Raw genomic sequence first — 17,554 nt, 5'->3', positions numbered from 1 at the left:
ATCAACGACTCACAGCAATCGCCTGGTTATTCATGATACGCGGAGTGAGAAATACCAGCAGCTCGGATTTTTTCTCCGAAACCACATCACGCCGGAAAAGGCGGCCAAGATACGGCACATCGCCAAGAAATGGCACCTTATCTACAACCTTGCTTTGAGTATTTGAGAAAACGCCCCCAATCACGATGGTCTCGCCGTCGTTCACCAGCACCTTGGCGTTGACCTCGTTTTTCTTGATCGGCGGTACATCCTGCACTTTGTTCAGGTAGTCCGGTTCGTCCTTGGTGACCTTGACCTCCATGATGATGCGGTTGTCCGGGGTGATCTGCGGCGTCACTTCCAGCGACAGCGACGCCTCCTTGAAGGACACCGACGTAGCGCCGCTGGAGCTGGCTTCCTGGTACGGAATCTCGGTGCCCTTGAGGATCTTCGCGGTCTCCTTGTCGGAGGTGACCACCTTGGGCTGCGAGACGATTTCGCCGTTGCCGGTCTTCTCCATCGCGGTCAGCTCGAGGTCGAGCAATACGTTGTCGGTGATGAACGCGATGCCGATCCCGGACGTATTGTTGACCGTGCCCATGTCGACGAACGGCGAGTTGGTGCTGGTGCTGCCCGGCGTACCAATGGTGGTCGACGAACCGTTGCTGACCCCGGAAGTGTTCCAGTTGCCCTTGTTCTGGATCGAACCGCCCCAGCGCACGCCCAGGCTCTTGTCGTAATCGACGTTGGCCTCGACGATCCGCGCCTCGATCATCACCTGACGCACCGGGATATCCAGCTGCGCCACGATCCGCCGCAGCTCGTCGAGGCGATCCTGGGTCTGGTAGGCAATGATGTTGTTGGTCCGCTCATCGACGGTGATCGAACCCCGCTCGTCGACCTTGGCCTCGGCGCTGGTGACCGACTGAAACAGCTTGGCGATGTCCGCAGCCTTGGCGTAGTTCACTTGCAGCAGCTCGCGGCGCAACGGCGCCAGTTCGGCGATCTGTTTCTGCGATTCCAGTTCCTGCCGTTCGCGGGCGGCGATTTCATCGGCCGGCGCCACCAGCAACACGTTGCCGACCTTGCGCTTGTCCAGGCCTTTGGTCTTGAGCACCAGATCCAGCGCCTGATCCCACGGTACGTTCTGCAGGCGCAAGGTGATTCCGCCCTGCACCGTATCGCTGGCCACCAGATTGAGGTTGGTGAAGTCGGCGATCAGTTGCAGCACCGAACGCACATCGATGTCCTGGAAGTTGAGAGAGAGCTTTTCGCCGTTATAGCTGTTGCGGTCGGCGTTGCGCTTTTGCAGGTCATCGACGGTCAACGGCCGGATGCTGACGGTCAGCTTGTTGTCGGTCTGGTAAGTGGAATAGTCGAACGTACCGTTGGGTTCGACGGTGATCGTCGCCCGATCACCACTGACACCAGCGTTGACGAACTGCACCGGGGTGGCGAAATCCTTGACGTCGAGGCGCACCCGCAGCGGTTCGGGCAATTGGGTACGGGCGAAATTGAGGATGATCTTGCCGTCGTGTTCCTGAATATCCGGTGCGATGGCTGGATCGGACAGGTCGATGACCACGTTGCCCTCGCCCGCCGTGCCACGCTGGAAATCCACACCGCGAATGGCTCTGGCGGTTGGCGCAAAGGTCCGGACCGGCGCTGCCGCAGGTGCTGCGCGCGGTGCACGAGCCGCCGGACGCGGGGCAGCGGCTTTGCTGCCTTGCCCGACCACCACGAATACCGCATTGCCTTCGACCCGGGTGTCGTAAGGCGCCAGTTGCGTCAGGCTGATGATGAGCCGCGTCCGGTTATTGGCCTCGACCACCGTGGCCGTGCGGGCATTGCCACTGCCCAGGTCACGGGTCTTGCTCGCCAGCTGACTGGCGACACCCGGCAGATCGAGAGCGATCCGTGCCGGCGAATCGGTGGTATAGCCCTTGGGCTGCGGGGGTGGGCCGTCGAATGACAGCTTCAGCTCGACCCGGTCGCCCGGCAGTGCCGCGACGTCCAGCGCCTTCAGATTGGCTGCCTGTACCATCGGTGAAAGCAGCGCCATCCATAGCGAAAAACCGAGGGTGGAAAAAATCCTGTTCATTATTCGACTTCCACTTATGAGTGCTCTTTCAAAGGAATGGTGCGCGGCCGCTCAAGCCAGGCGCCCTGGCCATCCGGAACGATTTCCACCACTTCGACCTGGGAAGCGCTGATCGCAACGATCCGCCCGTCGTTACGGCCCAGGTAATCGCCGACCTTGAGCCGATGGACCCCGCCCGCCCCCCGCAGCAACGCGAAGGAACCAGAGGCGTTGGCAATCGTGCCGACCATTTCAAACTGCTCGATGTTGAAACCTTCGAGGTATTGCTTGACCCGGTTGGGATCGGGTTTCACGTCGCGAGAGCCGTGTTTCTGCCCGGCCAGATCGACCCGTAACTGACGCGAAAACGGACTGCGCAGGTTGGCGGCGCTGTAGGTGAACGTCGGGAAAGAGCGGAAGGTCGGGGTCGGCTCGATCTTGCCCGGCGGACGCAGGCGCACTTCATTCATGTAGGCGTCGAGGTCACTGAAGTCATCGCCGCCACAGCCACCGAGCATCAATAACAATGTCGATAAGGCGATAAAACGGATCGGGCTCATTTTTGCAGCCCCTTGTCGTTGTAGCGGTAGGTCTTGGCGAGAATGCTCATGCGCAACTTCGGCCCGCCTTCGGGATTGGCCGGCGCCAGCTCGAAATCGTGCAGGGTGACGATCCGTGGCAGTCCGGCCACGCCGCTTACGAAAGTCGCAAGGTCGTGATAGGCACCGGTTACGGTGATCTGGATGGGCAGTTCGATGTAGAACTGTTGGGTGACCTCCGGCAGCAGCTTGATCTCTTCGAATTCAAGACCGCTGCCCAGCCCGGTGCGCGTGATGTCTTCCAGCAACCCCGGCACTTCGGTGTCACTGGGCAATTGCCGCAACAGCACGCCGAACGAGTTTTCCATCTCTTTCATCTGCTGGGTGTACAGCTCCAGATTGGCCGCCATGCGCGCCTTGCTCGCGAATTGCTCCTTGAGGGTGACCTCCTCCTCACGCTTGAGCTCGAGCTGGTTCTCCAGGTCACTGATGAAAAAGTTATAGCCAAGCGCCAGAACCAACACCATCAACAGCCCGCCGGCCAGGCTTTTGACCACTGGCGGCCAGGAGCCGATGTTGCTGGTGTCCAGGTCGTTGAAATCGACATTGCGCAGGCTGTCCAGCCACTCGGACGGCTTCATTGGTCGTCCTCCTCGATCCGGGGTCGAGTCTGGCGAACGGTCAGCTGAAAGACGTTGGCCTGATCCACCTGGCCAGCGGTGGTGGCTTTCACTTCATTGAGGTTGGGCGCATCGAACCAGTCGGAGGCATCGAGATTGCGCATCAGGTCGGACACCCGATTGTTCGACTCCGCCGCGCCGCTGATCGACAGGGTCTTGCCGACCATTTTCACATCGGTGAAATACACCCCGTCGGGCAAGGTGCGCGCCAGCTGATCGAAAATCCGCCCGCTGATCTGCCGGTTGCCCTGCAAGTCCTGGATGATGCGCATGCGCTCCACCAGTTGCTGGCGGTGGGCCTTGAGTTCGCTGATCTGTTTGATCCGTTCGTCGACCACGGCGATCTGCTTGCCGATGTAGTCATTGCGCGCGACCTGCCGCGCGATGGCGGCGCTGATGATCTGGTCGGCAATGAGCACCGCCCCGACCGAACCGACCACCACGCCGGTCAAGGCCAGCAGGAAGCGTTTGCGCCGCTCTTCGCGACGCTCCTCGCGCCAGGGTAAAAGGTTGATCCGCGCCATCAGTCGAAACTCCTGAGCGCGAGCCCGCAGGCAATCATCAGGGCCGGCGCATCGCTCGCCAGGGCCCCGGCGTTGACCTTGCTGCTCAAGGCCATGTCGGAAAACGGGTTGGCCACCTGGGTCGGTGTGTTCAGGCGCTCTTCGATCAGCCGGTCGAGCCCGGGCACCGACGCCGTGCCGCCGGCCAGCAGAATGTGGTCGACGGCGTTGTACTGGCCGGAGGCGAAAAAGAACTGCAGGGAGCGCGACACCTGCTGCACCAGCGCCTCGCGAAACGGTTGCAGCACCTCGCTGACGTAGTCGTCCGGCAGGCCGCCCTGCTTCTTGGCGAGTCCCGCCTGTTCAAGGGTCAGGCCATAACGGCGCTGGATTTCCTCGGTCAGCTGTCGACCGCCGAACAGCTGTTCGCGGGTATAGATGATCCGGCCGTTGTGCAGGACGCTGAGGGTGGTCATGGTGGCGCCGATGTCGACCACGGCCACTGTCAGCCGGTCCTGGGACGCGGCCAGTTGCGTCGCCAGCAGGCCGAACGAGCGTTCCAGTGCGTAGGCTTCGACATCCACCACCCGCGCGGTCAGCCCGGCGAGGGCGAGCGCCGCTTCGCGGACTTCGACGTTTTCCTTGCGACAGGCGGCCAGCAGTACGTTGACCCGCTCGGGGTTGCGCGGCGAAACGCCCTGGACTTCGAAGTCGATGGCGACCTCGTCCAGCGGATAGGGAATGTATTGATCGGCCTCGATCTTGAGCTGGTTTTCAAGTTCATCGTCGGACAGCCCGGCGTCCATCTCGATGACCTTGGTGATCACCGCCGAACCCGCCACTGCCACCGCAACGGTTTTCAGCCCGGTGCGCGCCTTGACCAGCACCCGGGACAGGGCCTGGCCGACGCCCTCGAGCTCGGCGATGTTCTTTTCGACCACGGCACTCGCCGGCAACGGCTCCACCGCGTACGCCTCGACCCGGTAGCGCTCACCCTGACGGCTCAGCTCCAGCAGCTTCACCGATGTGGAGCTGATGTCGATCCCCAGTAACGTATTGGCCTTTTTATTGAAGAGTCCTAGCACTACCAATTCCCTATGACTATCCGTGAGTTACGGACTCTGTAATGCGCATTGCGTTCCCTCGCCCCGTCTTGACAGAAGCGCAAATGACGCCCCCAGCGGAAAAGTGCTTATAATGCCCAGCGATTTTTTCCGCTTTTTACTGCCGGCGCGGGTCGTTCTGTGTGTTTCCCGGAACCCTGTCGCCCAATTCATTCTTTGCCGTGGATGTCCAAAAGCCTTGATTCGTCTGCTGAAATTTTTCGGTTGGTCCATCGTCGCCGTTTTCTGCGGACTGCTTTTAGGTCTCAGCGGCGCGTTTCTTTACCTTAGTCCGGGTTTGCCATCTGTGGAGGCGCTGAGAAGCATTCAGTTGCAGATTCCGCTCCGGGTCTACAGCAGCGACAACAAGTTGATCGCAGAATTTGGCGAAATGCGCCGCACACCGATCCGTTTCGCCGACATTCCCCCAATTTCATCAATGCGTTACTAAGTGCTGAAGACGACAACTTCGCCAATCACTATGGCGTCGATCCGAGCAGCCTGATGCGTGCCGCGACCCAACTGGTCAAGAGCGGTCACATCCAGTCCGGCGGCAGCACCATCACCATGCAGGTGGCGAAGAACTTCTTCCTGACCAGCGAACGCAGCTTCTCGCGCAAGGCCACTGAAATCCTTCTGGCCCTGCAGATCGAACGCCAGCTGACCAAGGACGAAATCCTTGAGCTGTACGTGAACAAGATCTATCTGGGCAACCGCGCCTACGGCATCGAGGCGGCGGCGCAGGTGTATTACGGCAAGTCGATCCGCGAAGTCAGCCTGGCGCAGATGGCGATGATCGCCGGCCTGCCGAAAGCCCCGTCGCGCTTCAACCCGCTGGCCAACCCGGCGCGCAGCAAGGAGCGTCGCGACTGGATCCTCGGGCGCATGTACAAGCTCGGCAAGATCACCGAAGCCGACTACACCGCCGCAATCAACGAGCCGCTGAACGCCAGCTATCACGTGCCGACCCCGGAAGTGAACGCACCGTACATCGCCGAGATGGCCCGTGCGGAAATGGTCGGTCGTTACGGCAGCGACGCCTATACCGAAGGTTTCCGCGTCACCACCACGGTGCCGAGCAACCTCCAGGAAATGGCCAACACCGCGCTGCACGAAGGCCTGATGACCTACGACCAGCGTCACGGCTACCGTGGCCCTGAATCACGTCTGCCGGGCAAGACCCGTGAAGCCTGGGCCACCGAACTGACCAAGCAACGCACGATCAGTAGCCTCGAGCCGGCCATCGTCACCCAGGTCGACAAGAACGGCCTGCAAGTGCTGACCCGCACCGGCGAAGAGCACGTGGCGTGGGACACCATGAAATGGGCCCGCCCGTTCCTCAACACCAACAGCATGGGCGCCAACCCGCGTCAGCCGTCGGATGTGGCACAGATCGGCGACCTGGTTCGCGTGCAGCGCCAGCCAAACAATTCGCTGAAGCTCAGCCAGATCCCACAGGCGCAAGGCGCGCTGGTGTCGCTGGATCCGCAGAACGGCGCGATCCGCTCGCTGGTCGGCGGCTTCGCCTTCGAGCAGAGCAACTACAACCGCGCGATGCAGGCCAAGCGTCAGCCGGGCTCGAGCTTCAAGCCGTTCGTCTACAGCGCCGCACTGGACAACGGCTACACCGCCGCCAGCCTGGTCAACGACGCGCCGATCGTGTTCGTCGACGAGTACCTGGACAAGGTCTGGCGTCCGAAGAACGACACCAACACCTTCCTCGGTCCGATCCGTCTGCGTGAGGCGCTGTACAAGTCGCGCAACCTGGTGTCGATCCGCCTGTTGCAGGCGATGGGCGTAGGCAAGACCATCGACTACATCACCCGTTTCGGCTTCAACAAGCAGGACTTGCCGCCAAACCTGTCCCTGGCGCTGGGCACCGCGACCCTGACGCCAATGGAGATCGCCACCGGCTGGAGCACCTTCGCCAACGGCGGCTACAAGATCACCCCGTACATCATCGACAAGATCGAAAGCCGCAACGGCGACACGCTGTTCGTCGCCAATCCGCCGACCGTACCGCAGGGCGGCGCGGCCACCGACGGTATCGCGGCCCCCGCTACCGAATCGTTTACCGTCAATGCAGCGCCGGTTCCGGGTGAAGCGCCGAGCAACGCCGCCGTGCCGCAAGCACCGGCAGTTGCCGAGCGCATCGTCGATGGCCGTACTACTTACATCCTCAACAGCATGCTGCAGGACGTAATCAAGCTCGGCACCGGCCGTCGCGCACTGGCCCTGGGCCGCAGCGACATCGCGGGCAAGACCGGTACCACCAACGAATCCAAGGATGCGTGGTTCTCCGGTTACAACGCCGATTACGTGACCACCGTGTGGACCGGTTTCGACCAGCCGGAAAGCCTCGGTCGCCGGGAGTTCGGCGGCACCGTGGCACTGCCGATCTGGATGAACTACATGGCCGCCGCGCTCAAGGACAAGCCACCGCATGTCCAGCCGGAGCCGGAAGGCATCCTCAGCCTGCGGGTGGACCCGGTCAGCGGTCGCGCGGCATCGCCGAGCACGCCGGGGGCCTACTTCGAGCTGTTCAAGGCTGAGGACACGCCACCGTCGGTCAACGAGATCGGCAATGGCACCGTGCCGGGCAGTCCGCTGCCAGCGGATGAGCAGGCGCCGATCGATCTGTTCTGATCCTGATCCTGAACCGCTAAAAAGCCCCGCCTTCGATTGAAGTGCGGGGCTTTTTATTACCTGTTCATTTTTGTGTTGTCTGGGCCGGCCTCTTCGCGGGCAAGCCCGCTCCCACAGTAACCGGGTGTACGCTCCATTTGTGAACGCCACAAAACCCTGTGGGAGCGGGCTTGCCCGCGAAGAGGCCCTTAAGATCACCCCAAAATCAACAGGCATAAAAAAGCCCCGACTCTCACGAGCCGGGGCTTTCGGTTGAAGCGCTACAACGACTTAGCCGTTGAACACGTCATCCACGCTTTTCAGCGGGTAGTTCTTCGGATACGGCAGGGTCGCCACACCAGTCTCGATCGCGGCCTTGGCCACGGCGTCGGAGATAACGGTGATCAGGCGCTTGTCCATTGGTTTCGGAATGATGTACTCACGACCGAATTCCAGGGAGATACCGCCGTAGGCGTCGCAGACTTCCTGAGGCACCGGCAGCTTGGCCAGTTCGCGCAGGGCGTTGGCGGCAGCGATCTTCATTTCTTCGTTGATGCGCTTGGCGCGAACGTCCAGGGCACCGCGGAAGATGAACGGGAAGCCCAGCACGTTGTTGACCTGGTTCGGGTAGTCCGAACGGCCGGTGGCCATGATCACGTCGTTACGGGTGGCGTGAGCCAGTTCCGGGGAGATTTCCGGATCCGGGTTGGAGCAGGCGAAGACGATCGGGTTGGCCGCCATGCGCTTGAGTTGCTCGGCGCTCAGCAGGTTCGGGCCCGACAGGCCGACGAATACGTCAGCGCCTTCGATGGCGTCGTCCAGGGTGCGTTTCTCGGTAGGGTGAGCGAACACAGCCTTGTACTGGTTCAGGTCGTCACGGCCAGCGTGGATCACGCCAGTACGGTCAACCATGAAGATGTTCTCGACCTTGGCGCCCATGCTCACCAGCAGTTTCATGCAGGAGATGGCGGCTGCGCCAGCGCCCAGGCAGACGATCTTGGCGTCGGCCAGGGTTTTGCCAGCGATTTCCAGGGCGTTGATCATGCCCGCAGCGGTCACGATCGCGGTGCCGTGCTGGTCATCGTGGAATACCGGAATGTCGCACTGCTCGATCAGAGCGCGTTCGATCTCAAAGCACTCAGGCGCCTTGATGTCTTCCAGGTTGATGCCACCGAAGGTGATGGAAATGCGTTTTACGGTGTCGATGAAGGCTTGCGGGCTTTCGGAGTCGACTTCGATGTCGAAGACGTCGATGCCGGCGAAGCGCTTGAACAGCACGCCTTTACCTTCCATGACTGGCTTGGAAGCCAGTGGGCCGAGGTTACCCAGGCCCAGAATCGCGGTGCCATCGGAAATGACTGCAACCAAGTTGCCCTTGCCGGTGTACTTGTAGGCCAGTTCAGGATCGCGGGCGATCTCGCGCACTGGTTCAGCTACGCCGGGGCTGTAGGCCAGCGACAGGTCGCGGGCGGTAGCAGTGGCCTTGGTGAGCTCGACACTCAGCTTTCCTGGACGAGGATTGGCATGATATTCGAGAGCGGCAGTTTTCAGATCAGACATTTTGGCATTCCGCTTTTTACTGTTGGACAGACTGGTCAGCGAGGATACGCGCCTCGCAAAGTCCCCACAAGACTGCCCGGTCACCCCTGTCAAGCGCCCTGCCCTACGACTTTGGGCCAAGAGCCACGGCGCACAAGGGCTAGACTGTTCACAATCGACAGAAAAAATGTCTACAACTTTTTATTCAGCGGGACGACTGAAGCATCGAAGTATCGGTCAGCGGCAACAGCCAGCGCGCCTGACCTGATTTCAGTCCACCGCGCCGGGAACGGTCGACCACCCAGCCACGGGCCTCGATCTGCTTGCCCTTCAACGCCTGCAGAGAGGTGGCGTCGAAGCGATCCAGCAGATTGGGTGCAACGCGCAGTACAACCTTGTCCTGCAACTCGATCCAGATTCCGCCGCGATTGCGTTGAACCTTGCTCACACGACCGCTGACCACGGCAAAACCAGAGCGCTCGATCTGCTCCGCTTTCAGTACAGGAGAGCGCTTCCACAGGCCCAGCCCGGCCTTTCGCGCGCGGCGCTCGGCGGCTTGCTGGCAATCGACCAGATCGACATTCGGCGCCACCGCGACCTGGAAACCGAGACCATCGGCGAGCATCTGCGCTTCGAGATTCTCACCCTTGGCGCTGAAAACATGGGCCAGGGTGCGGCCGTAACGGTCCTTGGACTCGGCGCCGAGTCGTAGGCCGACCCGCCCTTCGCTCTCGGCGACCAAGGCTTCGAGGCGCTTGCGCGCGGCCACAGCAAACGGCTCGTCGCTGCGACCCTGCTTGCCGAGTTCGGGCGTATTGAGGCCGATCATCCGCACATTGCGCCCATCGCCCAGGCGCAGGGTGTCGCCGTCGACCACCCGCTGCACCGTGGCGCTGTCCAGCCCGGCCGGGGCCGGGCACAAGGCCTGGGCGGCGGAGAGCCAAATCGCGGACACAAAAAAGGCGCCCGCAAGGGACGCCTTTTTCATCAGACCGGAAAAGCCGCTGAGGTTTTCCAGAATGAAGGGCCTTAGGCCTTTTTCGCGCCGAAAGCACCGAAACGGTCGGCGAACTTCTGAACGCGACCACCGGTGTCCAGAGTCTTCTGCTTACCGGTGTAGAACGGGTGGCACTCGTTGCAAACGTCGATCGCCAGGGCTTTGCCGAAGGTCGAACGGGTTTCGAACTTGTTGCCGCAGCTGCAAGTTACTGCAACTTCTGGGTAATTCGGGTGGATATCGGCTTTCATGGTGTTTTCCTCAGCTGGCGTGCCGCCATCCAACACGATTGTTGAATACCGCACGTAATTAGGCCGCGGATTCTACCAGACAATCCCGATCACGCAAGCTGTCGCTGAGACCGACCGTCTGCTAGGCTCCCGGCCCAAACCTCATCCCCGCTGCTTGTTAGCTTCTTATCGAGATCCCGCGTGCCCGACGCCATTCTGCGCCTCGCCCTGCCTTCGCCCCTGCGCCGCCTGTTCGACTATCGGGCCCCGGCCGGCGTGCTGCGTTCGCAGTTGCAACCGGGCATGCGCCTGCGGGTGCCGTTCGGCCGGCGGGAGATGATCGGGATTCTGGTGGAAGTCACTGACACCAGCGAAGTGCCGGTGGAAAAGCTCAAACCGGCGCTGGCCCTGCTCGACGCCACCGCACCACTGCCGCCGGCGCTGTTCAAGCTGTGTCTGTGGACGGCGCAGTATTATCAGCACAGCCTCGGCGACACCCTGAGCTGGGCGTTGCCGGTGCTGTTGCGCCAGGGCGAACTGGCCGAGGTTCGGCAGGAACGCTTCTGGTCCGCCGCTCCCGGCGCCAGCCTCGATGACCCGCGCATCGCCCGCGCCCCGCGCCAGCGTGAAGCCCTGGCGACGCTGGCCCAACATCCCCACGGCGTCGCCCATCAGTTGCTGAGCAAACTGATGCTGAGCAAGGACAGCCTCGATCTGCTGCTGGCCAAGGACCTGGTGCAAGTCGAAGTGCGCCGCCACGCCCCCGGCGCGCGCCATGAACACTGGCTGGCCCAGCCGGAGCTGCCGCTCAACAGCGAACAGCGCGCCGCGTATGAGGCAATTCGCGCCGGGTTCGACAGTTATCACGCGTTCCTGCTGGCCGGGGTCACCGGCAGCGGCAAGACCGAAGTCTATTTGCAGCTGATCCGCGAAACCCTCGAGGCCGGCAAACAGGCGCTGGTGCTGATCCCGGAGATCAACCTCGGCCCGCAGACCCTCGCGCGGTTCGAACAACGCTTCAATGCACGCATCGCCCTGCTGCACTCGGCGGTCAATGACCGTGATCGTCTGGACGCCTGGCTCGCCGCCCGTGACGGCGAGGCCGACATTATTATCGGCACCCGCTCGGCGCTGTTCACCCCGATGAAAAATCCGGGGCTGATCATCATCGACGAAGAACACGACGGCTCCTATAAACAGCAGGAAGGCCTGCGCTACCACGCGCGGGATCTGGCGCTGGTGCGCGCGCGGCAGGAAAACATCCCGATCGTGCTCGGCTCCGCGACCCCATCACTGGAAAGCCTGCACAACGCCTACACCGGTCGGTACGGACTCCTACGCCTGAACGAACGTGCCGGCGGCGCCAAACAGCCACGCTTCCTGCGTCTGGATGTGAAAAGTCGTCCACTGGACAGCGGCATTTCCGGACCGATGCAGCAAGCCATCGGCCAGACCCTCGCCGCCGGCCAGCAGGTATTGGTGTTCCTCAACCGCCGGGGGTTTGCCCCGACTCTGCTTTGCCACGATTGCGGCTGGATGTCCGAGTGCCAGCGCTGCGATGCGCGGATGACCGTGCACCAGCGCTACGGCGAACTGCGCTGCCACCACTGCGGTTACGTCGAGCGCGTACCCCGCCAATGCCCGAAGTGCAACAAGGTCGATCTGCGCCCCGTGGGCGCCGGTACCGAGCGGGCCGAGGAACGGCTGGCGATTCTGTTCCCGGACTATCCGGTGCTGCGCGTCGACCGTGACAGCACGTCGCGCAAGGACGCGATGAACCAGCTGTTCGCCACGATCCAGAAAGGCCAGCCGTGCATTCTGGTCGGCACCCAGATGTTGGCCAAGGGGCACCACTTCCCTCGGGTGACGCTGGTATCCATCCTCGATGCCGACGGCGGGCTGTTTTCCGGCGACTTCCGCGCCAGCGAGCGCATGGCGCAGTTGATCGTGCAGGTCGCCGGCCGGGCCGGGCGGGCGGAAGAACCGGGCAAGGTGATCATCCAGACGCATCTGGCCGACCATCCTTTATTGGTGCAACTGACCGAGCAGGGTTACTTCGCCTTCGCCGAACAGGCCCTGAGCGAACGCCGCGCCGCCGGACTGCCGCCGTTTTCCCACCTCGCCCTGCTGCGCGCCGAAGCGCACAAGCCGGGGCAGGCCGAAGGCTTTCTTGATGAGGCGTGCAGCGAGGCCGAGCGCTTGCTGGCCGAACAGAATCTGACCGGCATTGAACTGCTGGGACCGGTGCCGGCGCCAATGGAACGCCGGGCCGGGCGCTTCCGCGCGCAACTGCTGTTGCAAGCCACGGCCCGGGCGCCGCTGCACCGATTGCTGGCGAGCTGGCTGCTGGTGCTGGAGCAGATGCCAAGCGGCCGCGCGGTGCGCTGGTCGCTGGATGTCGATCCCGTCGACTTGTATTGATCTGACGCTCGCCTTCGCGAGCAAGCTCGCTCCCACAGGGAAATGTATTCCAGGGTGGGAGCGAGCCTGCTCGCGAAAGCAGTCTATTTGTCACCACACATCCACATCCTGCCTGCTAAGGTTGGCAAGCCCGTCTTCGCAACGGATAATGCCCAGTTTTTCCACCCGCGCATCGATGCGCCGCCGCGCTTGCGGTCGAAAGAGAAGACCATGAAAGACACCATTCGCCAGCTGATCCAACAAGCCCTCACCCAACTCGTCAACGAAGGTGTGTTGCCTGAAGGCCTGACGCCGGCGATCCAGGTGGAAAACGCCCGGGACAAGACCCACGGCGACTTCGCCAGCAACATCGCGATGATGCTGGCCAAGCCTGCGGGCATGAAACCGCGCGATCTGGCGGAAAAAATCATCGCCGCCCTGCCGGCTGACGAGAACGTCACCAAGGCCGAAATCGCCGGCCCAGGCTTCATCAACTTCTTCCAGAACACTCAGGCGCTGGCCTCGCGCCTCGACGCCGCACTGGCCGACGCTCACGTTGGCGTGCGCAAGGCCGGCCCGGCGCAACGCACCGTGGTCGACCTGTCGGCACCGAACCTGGCCAAAGAGATGCACGTCGGCCATTTGCGCTCGACCATCATCGGCGACGGCGTGGCCCGTGTGCTCGAATTCCTCGGCGATACAGTGATCCGTCAGAACCACGTCGGCGACTGGGGCACCCAGTTCGGCATGCTGATGGCGTACCTGCAGGAAAACCCGATCACCAGCGACGAGCTGTCGGACCTGGAAAACTTCTACCGCGCCGCCAAGCAACGCTTCGACGAATCTCCGGAATTCGCCGACCGCGCCCGTGGCCTGGTGGTCAAGTTGCAGGCCGGCGACGCTGAATGCCTGGCGCTGTGGACCAAGTTCAAGGACATCTCGCTGTCGCACTGCCAGAAGATCTACGAACTGCTCAACGTCAAACTGACCATGGCCGACGTGATGGGCGAAAGCGCCTACAACGACGACCTGATCAACGTGGTCAACGACCTGAAAGCCGCCGGCATGCTGGTCGAAAGCAACGGCGCCCAGTGCGTGTTCCTCGACGAATTCAAGAACGCCGAAGGCGAGCCGCTGCCGGTGATCATCGTCAAGGCTGACGGCGGTTACCTGTACGCCACCACCGACCTGGCGGCCGTGCGTTATCGCAGCGGCAAGCTGAAGGCCGACCGTGCGCTGTACTTCGTCGACCAGCGCCAGGCCCTGCACTTCCAGCAAGTGTTCGCCGTGGCGCGCAAGGCCGGTTTCGTGACCCATCCGATGGAAATGGAGCACATGGGCTTCGGCACCATGAACGGCGCCGACGGCCGTCCGTTCAAGACCCGTGATGGCGGCACCGTGAAGCTGATCGACCTGCTGACCGAAGCGCAGGAACGTGCCTACAGCCTGGTGAAGGAAAAGAACCCGACCCTGGCCGAAGACGAACTGCGCGCGATCGCCAAAGTTGTGGGCATCGGCGCGGTGAAGTACGCCGACCTGTCGAAGCACCGCACCAGCGACTACAGCTTCAACTTCGACCAGATGCTCAACCTCGAAGGCAACACCGCGCCATACCTGCTGTACGCCTACACCCGCGTGGCCGGCGTGTTCCGCAAACTGGACAAGGATTACAGCGAAGTCGACGGCCAGATCGTCCTCGAAGCGCCGCAGGAACACGACCTGGCAGCCAAACTGGCGCAGTTCGGCGAAGTGCTGAACAACGTTGCGGAAAAAGGCACGCCACACACCCTGTGCACCTACCTGTACGAGGTCGCCGGCTTGTTCTCCAGCTTCTACGAGAACTGCCCGATCCTCGCCGCAGAGACCCCGGCACAAATGCAAAGCCGTCTGCGCCTTGCCGCGCTGACCGGCCGTACCCTCAAGCAAGGCCTGGAACTGCTCGGCCTGGAAACCCTGGAGCGCATGTAAGTTGGCTGCCAAGAAAAAACCTGCACCCAAGCGTGGCGCCAGCCGTTACCAAGCTCCAGCGAAGCAGCCGATTCCGGGCTGGCTGTGGATGGCCATCGGCCTGACGGTCGGCGCGTTCATCGTGTTTCTGATGAAACTGGAGCCGGGCAAGGGCAGCGACACGGTCAAGCGCGAGAAGATCGAGCAACAGCAACAACAGAAAGCCACCAAGATCGCCGAGGCCAACAAGACCCCGCCGAGCCCGACGCAACCGGTGAAGCCGAAGTACGACTTCTACACCCTGCTGCCGGAATCGGAAGTGATCGTGCCGCCGGACGCCGTGCCGGAGAAAACCCTGCCGACGCCACAGGTGCCGGCCATCCCGACCACGCCGGTGACCCCGGCCGAAGCGGCGAAGATCGACACAGCGCGTGCACAGGCTGCACTGGCCGGGATCACCCCGCCGCCAGCACCGCCGGTGACCAAGGCTGCACCGGTGACCAAGTTCTTCCTGCAGGCCGGCTCGTTCCGCAAAGAGACGGATGCCGACAAGGTGCGCGCGCAGATCATTCTGCTCGGCCAGGCGGTCGCGGTTGAGTCCGGGACGGTCAAGGATGAAACCTGGTATCGCGTACTGGTCGGCCCGTTCAGCAACCGCGAACAGCTGACCACCGCCCAGAAACAACTGGCGGGCGCGGGCTTCAGCAACCTGTTGTTACAACAACGCCAGAGCCGCTGATACCTCCCCACCGATCGTTCCCACGCTCTGCGTGGGAATGCAGCCCGGGACGCTCCGCGTCCCTTGCCGCAGGGACGCGGAGCGTCCATTGAGGCATTCCCACGCGGAGCGTGGGAACGATCATGTCGTTCTGCGTGGGAACGATCATGTACAAAGCACCGCTCGTCCCCTCTCCCGCCCCGCAGTTGAAATCCTCTCCACCACCCCCATATGAATGGGCATAAGGCATTTTCGCCCCGCAGTGTGGAGACTCTTCCCTTGACCACCATCGTTTCAGTCCGCCGCCACGGCAAAGTCGTCATGGGCGGCGACGGCCAGGTTTCTCTCGGCAACACCGTGATGAAAGGCAACGCGAAGAAAGTTCGTCGCCTGTACCACGGCGAAGTCATCGCCGGTTTCGCCGGTGCCACCGCCGACGCCTTCACCCTGTTCGAACGTTTCGAAGGCCAGCTTGAAAAGCACCAGGGCCACCTGGTTCGCGCCGCCGTCGAACTCGCCAAAGAATGGCGCACCGACCGTTCCCTGAGCCGCCTCGAAGCGATGCTCGCGGTCGCCAACAAGGACGCATCCCTGATCATCACCGGCAACGGTGACGTGGTCGAACCCGAAGACGGCCTGATCGCCATGGGTTCCGGTGGCGCCTATGCGCAAGCCGCCGCCAGCGCCCTGCTGAAGAAGACCGACCTGTCGGCCCGCGAAATCGTCGAGACCGCTCTCGGCATCGCCGGCGACATCTGTGTATTCACCAACCACACCCAGACCATTGAGGAGCAGGATCTCGCTGAATAAGCCTGACGCGGCCCCTGTGCCACGGCTTGTTTCTGCTTGAGGACCGTCAATTATTATGTCCATGACTCCCCGCGAAATCGTCCATGAACTCAACCGCCACATCATCGGCCAGGACGATGCCAAGCGAGCCGTCGCGATTGCCCTGCGCAACCGCTGGCGCCGTATGCAGCTGCCTGAAGAGCTGCGCGTTGAAGTGACCCCGAAGAACATCCTGATGATCGGCCCGACCGGTGTCGGTAAAACCGAGATCGCCCGTCGCCTGGCCAAACTGGCCAACGCGCCGTTCATCAAGGTCGAAGCGACCAAGTTCACCGAAGTCGGCTACGTCGGCCGTGACGTCGAATCGATCATCCGTGATCTGGCCGATGCCGCGATCAAGATGCTGCGCGAGCAGGAAATGACCCGCGTTCGTCACCGTGCCGAAGACGCCGCCGAGGACCGTATCCTCGACGCCCTGCTGCCACCGGCACGCATGGGCTTCAGCAACGAAGAAGCGCCGACCCAGGATTCCAACACTCGCCAACTGTTCCGCAAGCGCCTGCGCGAAGGTCAGCTGGACGACAAGGAAATCGAGATCGAAGTCGCCGAAATGGCCGGCATCGAGATCGCCACGCCTCCGGGCATGGAAGAAATGACCAACCAGTTGCAGAACCTGTTCGCCAACATGGGCAAGGGCAAGAAGAAGGCCCGCAAGCTCAAGGTCAAGGAAGCGCTGAAGCTGGTACGCGACGAAGAAGCCGGTCGCCTGGTCAATGAAGAAGAGTTGAAGGCCAAGGCTCTGGAAGCGGTCGAGCAGCACGGCATCGTGTTCATCGACGAAATCGACAAGGTCGCCAAGCGCGGCAATGTCGGCGGCGCCGATGTGTCCCGCGAGGGCGTGCAACGTGACCTGCTGCCGCTGATCGAAGGCTGCACCGTCAACACCAAGCTGGGCATGGTCAAGACCGACCACATCCTGTTCATCGCCTCCGGTGCGTTCCACCTGAGCAAGCCGAGCGATCTGGTACCGGAGCTGCAAGGCCGTCTGCCGATCCGCGTCGAACTCAAGGCCCTGAGCCCGCAAGACTTCGAACGCATCCTCAGCGAACCGCACGCCTCGCTCACCGAGCAATACTGCGCACTGCTGAAAACCGAAGGCCTGAACATCCAGTTCCAGCCGGAAGGCATCAAGCGTCTGGCGGAAATCGCCTGGCAGGTCAACGAGAAGACCGAGAACATCGGTGCCCGTCGCCTGCACACGCTGCTCGAGCGTCTGCTGGAAGAGGTGTCGTTCAGTGCCGGCGATCTGGCCAGCGCCCACGATGACAAGGCGATCCAGATCGACGCCGAATACGTCAACAGCCACCTGGGCGAATTGGCGCAGAACGAAGACCTGTCCCGTTATATCCTGTAAGCCATACTTAC

13 protein-coding genes and 1 pseudogene are annotated in these 17,554 nt (G+C 62.2%); 6 read left to right on the top strand and 8 right to left on the bottom strand.

Annotated elements, in window-relative coordinates; all coding sequences use genetic code 11:
• Position 1: 1 nt before the first annotated feature.
• Genes pilQ through LOY31_RS02070 form a run of 5 tightly spaced genes read right to left on the bottom strand, consistent with a single transcriptional unit; the run spans position 2 to position 4,866 of the window.
• On the bottom strand, positions 2 to 2,080 hold the full coding sequence (gene pilQ, locus LOY31_RS02090; RefSeq protein WP_258712763.1) for a type IV pilus secretin PilQ: 2,079 nt from the start codon (positions 2,078 to 2,080) through the stop codon (positions 2 to 4).
• Positions 2,081 to 2,094: 14 nt separating this feature from the next.
• Positions 2,095 to 2,619, bottom strand: a complete 525-nt coding sequence (locus LOY31_RS02085) for a pilus assembly protein PilP (protein WP_258712762.1) — start codon at positions 2,617 to 2,619, stop codon at positions 2,095 to 2,097.
• Positions 2,616 to 3,239 (bottom strand): type 4a pilus biogenesis protein PilO, encoded by a 624-nt coding sequence (pilO, locus tag LOY31_RS02080; protein ID WP_085608413.1) that lies wholly within the window; start codon positions 3,237 to 3,239, stop codon positions 2,616 to 2,618. The genes LOY31_RS02085 and pilO overlap by 4 nt, the downstream gene beginning before the upstream one ends.
• Positions 3,236 to 3,802 (bottom strand): PilN domain-containing protein, encoded by a 567-nt coding sequence (locus LOY31_RS02075; RefSeq protein WP_007952387.1) that lies wholly within the window; start codon positions 3,800 to 3,802, stop codon positions 3,236 to 3,238. Before LOY31_RS02075 ends, pilO begins: the two co-directional genes overlap by 4 nt.
• Positions 3,802 to 4,866 (bottom strand): pilus assembly protein PilM, encoded by a 1,065-nt coding sequence (locus LOY31_RS02070; RefSeq protein WP_007952389.1) that lies wholly within the window; start codon positions 4,864 to 4,866, stop codon positions 3,802 to 3,804. Before LOY31_RS02070 ends, LOY31_RS02075 begins: the two co-directional genes overlap by 1 nt.
• 220 nt (positions 4,867 to 5,086) lie before the next feature.
• Here LOY31_RS02070 and LOY31_RS02065 point away from each other — a divergent pair.
• A pseudogene (locus LOY31_RS02065) lies at positions 5,087 to 7,530 on the top strand (penicillin-binding protein 1A).
• A 270-nt stretch (positions 7,531 to 7,800) separates the two neighbouring features.
• Here LOY31_RS02065 and LOY31_RS02060 read toward each other — a convergent pair.
• From LOY31_RS02060 to rpmE, 3 genes are all read right to left on the bottom strand, one after another.
• Positions 7,801 to 9,069, bottom strand: coding sequence for a malic enzyme-like NAD(P)-binding protein (locus tag LOY31_RS02060; protein WP_007952395.1), 1,269 nt, complete (start codon positions 9,067 to 9,069; stop codon positions 7,801 to 7,803).
• 184 nt (positions 9,070 to 9,253) lie between these two features.
• A complete protein-coding gene (locus tag LOY31_RS02055) occupies positions 9,254 to 10,036 on the bottom strand; it encodes a thermonuclease family protein (protein ID WP_258712761.1) in 783 nt (260 codons plus the stop codon).
• Positions 10,037 to 10,077: 41 nt separating this feature from the next.
• Positions 10,078 to 10,296 (bottom strand): 50S ribosomal protein L31, encoded by a 219-nt coding sequence (gene rpmE / locus LOY31_RS02050; RefSeq protein WP_007952398.1) that lies wholly within the window; start codon positions 10,294 to 10,296, stop codon positions 10,078 to 10,080.
• A 180-nt stretch (positions 10,297 to 10,476) separates the two neighbouring features.
• Here rpmE and LOY31_RS02045 point away from each other — a divergent pair, with 180 nt between their 5' ends.
• The 5 genes from LOY31_RS02045 (at position 10,477) to hslU (ending at position 17,543) form a co-directional block, all read left to right on the top strand.
• On the top strand, positions 10,477 to 12,696 hold the full coding sequence (locus LOY31_RS02045) for a primosomal protein N' (RefSeq protein ID WP_192563210.1): 2,220 nt from the start codon (positions 10,477 to 10,479) through the stop codon (positions 12,694 to 12,696).
• 210 nt (positions 12,697 to 12,906) lie between these two features.
• Positions 12,907 to 14,643 (top strand): arginine--tRNA ligase, encoded by a 1,737-nt coding sequence (argS, locus tag LOY31_RS02040; RefSeq protein WP_007952402.1) that lies wholly within the window; start codon positions 12,907 to 12,909, stop codon positions 14,641 to 14,643.
• A 1-nt stretch (position 14,644) separates the two neighbouring features.
• A complete protein-coding gene (locus LOY31_RS02035) occupies positions 14,645 to 15,361 on the top strand; it encodes an SPOR domain-containing protein (protein WP_011332070.1) in 717 nt (238 codons plus the stop codon).
• A 258-nt stretch (positions 15,362 to 15,619) separates the two neighbouring features.
• Complete coding sequence (hslV, locus tag LOY31_RS02030; RefSeq protein WP_003196958.1) at positions 15,620 to 16,150, top strand: ATP-dependent protease subunit HslV; 531 nt, start codon at positions 15,620 to 15,622, stop codon at positions 16,148 to 16,150.
• 55 nt (positions 16,151 to 16,205) lie between these two features.
• Positions 16,206 to 17,543: an ATP-dependent protease ATPase subunit HslU gene (hslU, locus tag LOY31_RS02025; protein WP_007952406.1), complete on the top strand. Its 1,338-nt coding sequence runs from the start codon at positions 16,206 to 16,208 to the stop codon at positions 17,541 to 17,543.
• The last annotated feature ends 11 nt before the right edge of the window (positions 17,544 to 17,554 follow it).

Source organism: Pseudomonas sp. B21-021 (assembly GCF_024749205.1).
Lineage (GTDB): Bacteria > Pseudomonadota > Gammaproteobacteria > Pseudomonadales > Pseudomonadaceae > Aquipseudomonas > Aquipseudomonas paraglycinae.
This window is presented reverse-complemented; position numbering and strand designations above follow the sequence as displayed.